General features: G+C 30.6%; 6 protein-coding genes and 1 riboswitch. Of the genes, 4 read left to right on the forward strand and 2 right to left on the reverse strand.

All coding sequences use genetic code 11. The features are described from left to right. From ACMOUI_RS09945 to ACMOUI_RS09960, 4 genes are all read left to right on the forward strand, one after another. A partial coding sequence (locus tag ACMOUI_RS09945; protein ID WP_418965544.1) for a TolC family protein occupies nt 1–1064 on the forward strand: 1064 nt, incomplete at its 5' end. Next, nucleotides 1064–2167: an efflux RND transporter periplasmic adaptor subunit gene (locus tag ACMOUI_RS09950; protein WP_418965545.1), complete on the forward strand. Its 1104-nt coding sequence runs from the start codon at nt 1064–1066 to the stop codon at nt 2165–2167. The genes ACMOUI_RS09945 and ACMOUI_RS09950, both read left to right, overlap by 1 nt. Then, entirely contained in the window at nt 2164–2841 is a 678-nt protein-coding gene (locus ACMOUI_RS09955; protein WP_418965546.1) for an ABC transporter ATP-binding protein, read from the forward strand. The genes ACMOUI_RS09950 and ACMOUI_RS09955 overlap by 4 nt, the downstream gene beginning before the upstream one ends. Continuing rightward, a complete protein-coding gene (locus ACMOUI_RS09960; protein ID WP_418965547.1) occupies nt 2838–4061 on the forward strand; it encodes an ABC transporter permease in 1224 nt (407 codons plus the stop codon). The genes ACMOUI_RS09955 and ACMOUI_RS09960 overlap by 4 nt, the downstream gene beginning before the upstream one ends. An 82-nt stretch (nt 4062–4143) precedes the next feature. On the opposite strand, the gene msrB is transcribed toward ACMOUI_RS09960, so the two are convergent. Together msrB and ACMOUI_RS09970 are read right to left on the reverse strand one after the other, a co-directional pair. Continuing rightward, the gene (gene msrB, locus ACMOUI_RS09965; RefSeq protein WP_418965548.1) at nt 4144–5097 is read right to left on the reverse strand and encodes a peptide-methionine (R)-S-oxide reductase MsrB; all 954 of its coding nucleotides are present in this window, start codon (nt 5095–5097) and stop codon (nt 4144–4146) included. A gap of 71 nt (nt 5098–5168) precedes the next feature. Beyond that, nucleotides 5169–6086 (reverse strand): sirohydrochlorin cobaltochelatase, encoded by a 918-nt coding sequence (locus ACMOUI_RS09970; RefSeq protein WP_418965549.1) that lies wholly within the window; start codon nt 6084–6086, stop codon nt 5169–5171. A 56-nt stretch (nt 6087–6142) separates the two neighbouring features. After that, a riboswitch (cobalamin riboswitch) is annotated at nt 6143–6316 on the reverse strand. Between the last annotated feature and the right edge of the window lie 128 nt (nt 6317–6444).

Consider the following 6444-nt stretch of genomic DNA (forward strand, 5'->3'; position numbering starts at 1 on the left):
TTAAAGTTGATGCAGATACAAACTATAAAGATAAAGAAAATAGATACACTTTTGAAAGTGATATATCCTTTGGTGATTTTTATATTCAGGGGAATAAAGTTAAAAATGATGATGATAGGGTTACCTATGGTGCTAAGAGAAGTCTTAAAGATTTAGTTTTTTCCAAAGATGACAGTGAATTAAGCAAACTAAGGGTTACAAGAGATATAACTAAAATTGATTTAAAGCAGGGAATTGAAACTCAAAAACTCTCTTTAATAAATCTATATAAGGAGTATAAAGATAATCAATTTGAACTTAAACTTAAACAGAATGCCCTGCAGTCTTTGGAAAAAGAAAAAATAGTTTTGGAAAAATCTTATCAAATGGGCTCTATACCTAAAATTGATTTGGATAGTCTTCTGATAAGTTATAACAGTATAAAGTTAGAGATTGATAAAATTGAAAATATATTGGAAAAAATTATTGAAAGATTCTATTTTGATTATGGTTTAAAGCTGCAAGGAGCCACTTTAGTTGATATATCTCCCACTCAAAATAATTTAGATAGATATATCTCCTTTGTTGGAGAAAAGGATTTAGAAAAGCTTAAACTTGAAAAAGAACTTACAAAAGAGAATATAAAATACTTAAGGTATGATAATAAAGTTCCTGAAATGTCTATTGGGATTGAAAGAAACACTTTAAATGATGAAAACAGAGTGTTTTTTAAATTTTCAAAAGATATTTTTTATAAAGATATTAATCTCTTCAATGAAGAAAGTTCTCTTATGGAAAAAGAAGTAACTTATATACAAAAATCAAATGAAGTGATTGCAGAAAGATATAAAATTCAAGATAATTACTATACTTTACAAAAAGATTATCTAGTTCTAAAAAATAGAGTGGATTTAGAAAAATCTAAATATGAAATTAAAAAACTGGAAAATACTTTAGGTAAAGTTAGTTATACAGAAGTTATGGAAGCTTTTGATACTTACCTTGAATTTGAAGTCTCAAAAGAAAAGGCAAAAAACTCTTTGAATGCGTATATCTATCAGATTATAGTAAGGAGTGAAATCTAATGAATAAAAAATTTTCAATGCCAATACTCATATCAGCATTTTTTATTTTAGCGGCTTGTGGTCAAAAGAGTAAACCCAATCAACCCAAAATAGAATATATAGCTGAAAAAGCTAAGTTGGACAAAGGTAGTGGATTTATAGATGTGGATGGTAGTGTGGAAGCTAATGACACTAAAAAAATATTTGTTGATAAAAAATTAAAAGTAAAAAAAGTTTTTGTCCAAGAGGGAGATTTTATTGAAAAGGGTGAGCTATTGATGACTTTTGATGAAACGGAAAGGAACAATATAAAAAGAAACCTTGAAAAAGAGCAGCTAAATCTTTCCAAGTTAAAAAGAAATTATGCTGTGGAAAAGGAGTTATATAAAATTGGTGGAAGCTCTGCGAACTTAGTTAAAGATTTGAGCGAAGAGATTCGAATTTCAGAGATAAATATTGACCACTACAAAGAGGATTTGGAAAAGACCGCAGAAAAAATTGAAAGTCCTGTTAGTGGTACAATCACAACTTTGTACGCCCAAGAAAACTACTCTGTTAATACAGATGACCCTCTTTTGGAACTTACAGATCTATCAGATATAAAAATTGTTTTAGAAGTTCCTGAATATGAAGTTAAAGGTATTAAACTTAATCAAAAATTAGTTATAAAGCCTGAAGTTTTTGAAAAAAAAATATCTTATTTAGGAGTGATAACAAAAATCTCTAGAGTTTCACAGGTTTCTAAAACAACCTCAGAAAATATATTGCAAGTTGAAGTTAAACCAACTGAAGAGATTCCACATATTGTCCCTGGATTTAAAGTTTCTGCAAGAATATATTTAGGAAATGATGAACCAGGTATTATTATTCCTGTCACTTCTTTACTTTTTGATGGTAATGACTATTTTATCTATATAACTGATGGAGTTGGAAAAATCCAAAAGAGAACTGTTGAATTTAAAGAGTTAAAAGGAGATAAAATTATTATAACTAAGGGCCTAGTTCAAGGAGAGATTTTTTTAACAAATCCTGATGATACCTTAAATTCTAAAGACAAAATTGAAATAGCTCTAATAGAGGTTTCTAATAGTTCTTTTCAAAAAAATGGGAGGAAATCACAATGATAGGAGTTAAAAGTTTAGACAAATACTATATCAACGGTGAGATGAAACTCCATGCTCTAAAAAATATTAATTTCTCTATAGAAAAAGGGGAGTTTGTGGCAATTATGGGAAGCAGTGGAAGTGGAAAATCAACCATGATGAATATTTTAGGTTGTTTAGATCATACTTTTGATGGAACTTATATTCTTGATAAAATTGATATTTCAAAGTTAAGCGATCAGAAGTTATCAAAAATTAGAAATAGAAAAATTGGATTTGTCTTTCAATCCTTTAATTTACTATCTAAACTTACAGCATTAGAGAATGTGGAATTACCCTTGATCTATGCAGGAATGAACCATAAAGAAAGAGTCCATAAAGCTAAAGATGTTTTAGAAAAAGTTGGGCTTGGTGACAGATTAAATCATAGACCCAATGAACTTTCTGGAGGTCAAAAACAAAGAGTGGCCATAGCTAGAGCTCTTGTTAATGAACCCGCTATAATTTTAGCCGATGAACCCACTGGAAACCTTGATAGTACCTCTGAAAAAGAGATTATGGAACTTTTTAAAAAATTAAATGATCAAGGAAAAACTATTATTGTTGTTACTCATGAACCCGAAGTTGGAAAGTCTTGTAAAAGAGTTATTCGATTTAGAGATGGGGAAATTATAGAGGATGTGAATAGCTTATGAATTTTTTAGAAAGTTTAAAAGGAGCTATTAAAAACTTAAAAGGTAATAAAATCAGATCATTTTTGACAATGTTAGGTATTATTATAGGCATATCCTCTGTTATCACAATGTCTGCTATTGGAAGAGGGGGACAACAAAATATAATTGGGGATTTAAAAGAGGGGGGATATGGTAAGTTTACAGTATCCATTGACAAGGATGATGAGGAGTTTAGATGGAAGTATCTTCTGGATCCTGAAATTGTTGATTCTTTAAAAGAAACTAATATTTTTAAAAATGTTAGTCCAAATATAGGTACTAGAGTCTTCTTAGAACTTGGAAAAAAAAGAGAAACAATCCAACTTATTGCCACCACTCCAGATTATGAAAAAATTGATAAAGCTGACTATGTCTTAGGTAGAAAATTTTTACCTTTTGAATATGAAAAAGGTGAAAAGATAATTGTTATTGATAATCTAACAGCTCATGATCTTTTTGGGGATGCTGATAAAGCTATTGGAAGCGAGGTCTCTTTTGCTATTGGAAGAAAAAATAGCCCCATTGCATATAAAATTGTTGGTGTTTTTAAAAATCCCCTTGAAGAACTTATTAAGGTTATGGGAGGTAGAAGAATTCCAAGATTTATGAGAACCCCTCTAAATACTTATGATAAAGTGTATGACCTTTCAAAAGGTGGGTATAGTTCTATTATTATTGAATCTAAAAATCCACAAAATTTAGCTGCCGATATGAAAAATGCTAATCAACTTTTAGAAAATATGACTGGCATTAAAGGGCTCTATCAAGTGGAAACTATAAGTAATGCTGCTGCCTCCTTTGATAATATTTTAACTACTCTTAATATATTTATAACCTTTGTTGCAGGAATCTCCCTTTTTGTTGGTGGAATTGGAGTTATGAACATAATGCTTGTAAGTGTTATTGAAAGAACTAAGGAGATTGGTATTAGAAAAGCTATTGGAGCAACAAATAAAGACATTCTTATTCAATTTTTAATGGAATCTATTATCTTAACAGGATTTGGTGGAATTGGTGGGGTTTTTATAGGTATTACTTTAGCATTAGCTATCAGTTATTTTGTAAATATTCCTCCTATTTTCTCTCTTTTTTCAATAGCTTTAGCTCTGGGAGTTTCAACTCTTATTGGTCTAATATTTGGAGTTGCACCTGCTAAAAAAGCTTCACAATTAAATCCTATTGATGCTCTAAGAGCAGAGTAAGTTACATCTAATCATAAAAGAACCCATCACAACAACTAAAATTTTTCAGTGATGGGTCTTTTAATTTTTTATTTAAAAAATCCTATTTTTCAATGATTGGCACTAGACTTCCATACCCCTTCTCCTCCATACTGCCCAATGGAATAAATTCGATTGCAGCACTATTTATACAGTATCGTAGACCTCCTAACTCTCTTGGTCCATCATCAAATACATGTCCTAAATGAGCTTTTCCAACTCTACTTATAACCTCTATCCTCTCCATATTAAAGCTATTATCTCTATGATAGTTTAAAACTTCTGGAGCTATTGGTTTTGAAAAACTTGGCCATCCACATTGGGAAGTAAACTTATCTTTGGATGAAAAAAGTGGTTCTCCTGTTGTTATATCCACATATATTCCAGGTTCAAAAAAATCCCAATATTCATTGTCAAAAGCTCTCTCTGTATCTCCCAATTGAGTCACTTTATACTGCTTATCTGTCAACTTCAATTTTAATTTTTCATCAGGTAGTTTACTGTAATCACCTTCATTAATAATTATATCATCTGCCTTAGAAAGATCTATATGACAATATCCGTGAGGATTTTTTTTTAAATAGTTCTGATGATAATCCTCTGCCCTATCAAATCTAATTAGAGGTAAAACTTCCACCACTATCTTTTTAGAATAATTTTTTTGAAGCTGTTCAATCTCTCTCTCAATAATCTCTTTATCCTTATCTCTTTCATAATATATCCCTGTTCTGTATTGAGTCCCTCTATCATTTCCCTGCTTATTTAGACTAGTTGGATCAATAATTCTAAAATAATACTTTAAAAGGGTAGGTAGTTCAATTTTATTGGCATCATATGTCACACAAACCGTTTCTGCATGCCCTGTTCCCCTGTAAATAACATCTTCATATGTTGGATTTTCTGTTTTCCCATTGGCATATCCTGAAACAACATTAACTATGCCTGATATTTTTTCCATATAAGCTTCTACACCCCAAAAACATCCACCAGCTAAATATATTTTTTGAAGATTTTCCATTTTCTCACCTCTATCTCATTTTAAAATAAAATAAAACTACACCTCTAAGATAGAGGTGTAGTTTTCTAATTTTATAACTCTTTACTTTTTGCATACTCAGCTTTTTTTTCTACGATATCCACACTTTTATGTTTCTCAAGAAACTTTGCATTTCCTACAAACATATCTTGAATTTCAGGAATCTCTCCAAGAGGAACAAGTTTAACTTTTACTTTAAATCCTGCCTTTTCTAAATTCTCTTTCCACTCTCCTGCGATATCATTTTTTGCATGGTCCCCTGCTACAAACATCATTGGCATTAAAACAATCTCTTTTTTATTGTCTTTTTTTAGCTGTTTTACCACATTTTCAAAAGTTGGGTACCCTTCAACAGTTCCAACATAAATGGGTTTTTCCATATCCTTAGCCATATAATCAAACATAGCATAAGCTGATGTTGCAGAGTTATATGTACCATGCCCTACTAAAACTACAGCCTCTTTCTTATTTAAAGGTCCAACTGTTTTCATAATAATATTAATTGTATCTTCATAGTGATGTGGATCACTTAAAAGTGCATCTCCCACTCTTAAATTTTTAAAATCCTTTGCATGAAGTTGAGCCTCTTTTTTTATTGACTCCATCTCTACTCCATCAATAACATTTGTTGGTTGTATAATAACATTTTTATATCCCTGCTTTTTTAAAGATGCCAACACTTCACTTGGATTATATTTTTTTATTCCCTCATTTGCAGCTACTCTTTTAGTTACAATTCTAGATGTGTAAGCCTCAAAGACATCAGCTTTTCCATTGAAAGCTCTTATAGCTTTTTGATTGATAGCATCAATAGTTTTAGCTCTAGTATCTGGGTGAGTTGTTCCAAAGTGTGTCATTATAACTGCACTTTTTCCTCCTGTATAGAATTCAGAATCTTCAAACGCTTCCTCCCCATGAGCTAGCACCAAAGTAGCAGATAAACAAAATAGTGATAATAATAATTTTTTCATAGAAATATCCTCCCAAATATAATTTAATTTGGAAGAAGAGTTACCTCTTCTCCGTCCTCGCAGATTTTCATAATGGCAGGTCTCCTGACTTAGATTCCTCCTACTTGTATCCCTTCCCAAATTAAAATTCAGTGGTTTTGATACTTTCGTCCTCTTTACAGTGGCGGGACCGCTTAAGACTTTCACTTAATTCCCTTTTAATCTTTAGAACCATTATAAAGTTATACTATCACTAAGATGTTTTTTTTTCAACCATTTTATAAAAAAAGAATACTATAAACTTTATTTATATATTACATTGATACTATTATTTATTCTTTTTATTTCTATAAAAATAAACAATATATACTCTTGATAG

It is taken from the genome of Cetobacterium sp., assembly GCF_048470075.1.
Lineage (GTDB): Bacteria > Fusobacteriota > Fusobacteriia > Fusobacteriales > Fusobacteriaceae > Cetobacterium_A.

Excerpts from the sequence above, each read along its gene's own strand:
- ACMOUI_RS09950 (WP_418965545.1), top strand. The coding sequence starts at position 1,064 with ATGAATAAAAAATTTTCAATGCCAATACTCATATCAGCATTTTTTATT.
- ACMOUI_RS09955 (WP_418965546.1), top strand. The coding sequence starts at position 2,164 with ATGATAGGAGTTAAAAGTTTAGACAAATACTATATCAACGGTGAGATG.
- ACMOUI_RS09960 (WP_418965547.1), top strand. The coding sequence starts at position 2,838 with ATGAATTTTTTAGAAAGTTTAAAAGGAGCTATTAAAAACTTAAAAGGT.
- msrB (WP_418965548.1), bottom strand. The coding sequence starts at position 5,097 with ATGGAAAATCTTCAAAAAATATATTTAGCTGGTGGATGTTTTTGGGGT.
- ACMOUI_RS09970 (WP_418965549.1), bottom strand. The coding sequence starts at position 6,086 with ATGAAAAAATTATTATTATCACTATTTTGTTTATCTGCTACTTTGGTG.